Raw genomic sequence first — 1059 nt, forward strand, 5'->3', positions numbered from 1 at the left:
GACGGGGGGAGTTCCGGGGGGACTTGGGGAGGCGGCCTGACCCGTACGGGCTTCGCCTCGCCCGTGCGGCAGGATGAGGCGCATGGGGAGTTTCGGGGGAGACGGCCGGGTGCTCGCGGGGCGCTACCGGCTGGTGTCGGGGCTGGGCCGGGGCGGCATGGGCACGGTCTGGCGGGCGCAGGACGAACTGCTGGGCCGGCAGGTCGCGGTGAAGGAACTGCATCCGGCGGACGGCCTGTCCGGGCTGGACGCGGAGCTGCGGCGGGAGCGGACGCTCCGCGAGGCCCGCACCCTCGCACAGCTCAAGCACCCCCATGTGATCGTGCTGCACGACGTGGTGGAGCAGGACGGGCGTCCGTGGATCGTGATGGAGCTGGTGGTCGGCCGGTCGCTCGCCGACCAGTTGGCCGACTCCGGGCCGGTGCCGCCGCGTGAGGCGGCGCGGATCGTGGTCTCGTTGCTGGACGCGTTGCGGCTGGCGCATGCGAGCGGGGTGCTGCACCGGGACATCAAACCGGCCAATGTGCTGATGGAGGCGGACACCGGCCGGGCGGTACTGAGCGACTTCGGCATCGCGCAGGTCGCCGGGGCCACCACCATCTCCGAGACGGGCTCCTTCGTCGGCTCCCCGGAGTACACCGCCCCGGAGCGGATGTCGGGACGGCGCACCGGGCCGGAGTCGGACCTGTGGTCGCTGGGCGTGCTGCTGTGCACCCTGGTCAGCGGGGAGACCCCGTTCCGGCGCGACTCCCTGAGCGGGGTGCTGCACGCGGTGATGTTCGGCGAGATCCCCTTCCCGGCCGCCGCCGGACCGCTGCTGCCGGTGGTGCGGGGGCTGCTGGAGCGGGACTGGGAACGCCGTCTGGACGCGGACACCGCGGAACGGATGCTGCGAAGGGTCTGCGAAGCGGATGACCAGGGGGTGCCGGGTACGTCGGACACCTCGGGGAGCGACTCGGGGGATGCCCCGGCCGGGACTGTCGCCGGGACGGTTGCCGGGGCCGTGGCGGGGGCCGTGGCTGGGCCTGCCGGAGGGGAAGGGCCTCGCCTGGCGGCGGG

At 74.1% G+C, this 1059-nt stretch carries 1 protein-coding gene; it reads left to right on the plus strand.

The features are described from left to right. Positions 1–82: 82 nt before the first annotated feature. Positions 83–1059: serine/threonine-protein kinase (locus tag E4099_RS32305; RefSeq protein ID WP_135342632.1), on the plus strand; the 977-nt coding region annotated here is incomplete at its 3' end.

This window comes from Streptomyces palmae (assembly GCF_004684805.1).
GTDB classification, from domain to species: Bacteria; Actinomycetota; Actinomycetes; order Streptomycetales; family Streptomycetaceae; genus Streptomyces; species Streptomyces palmae.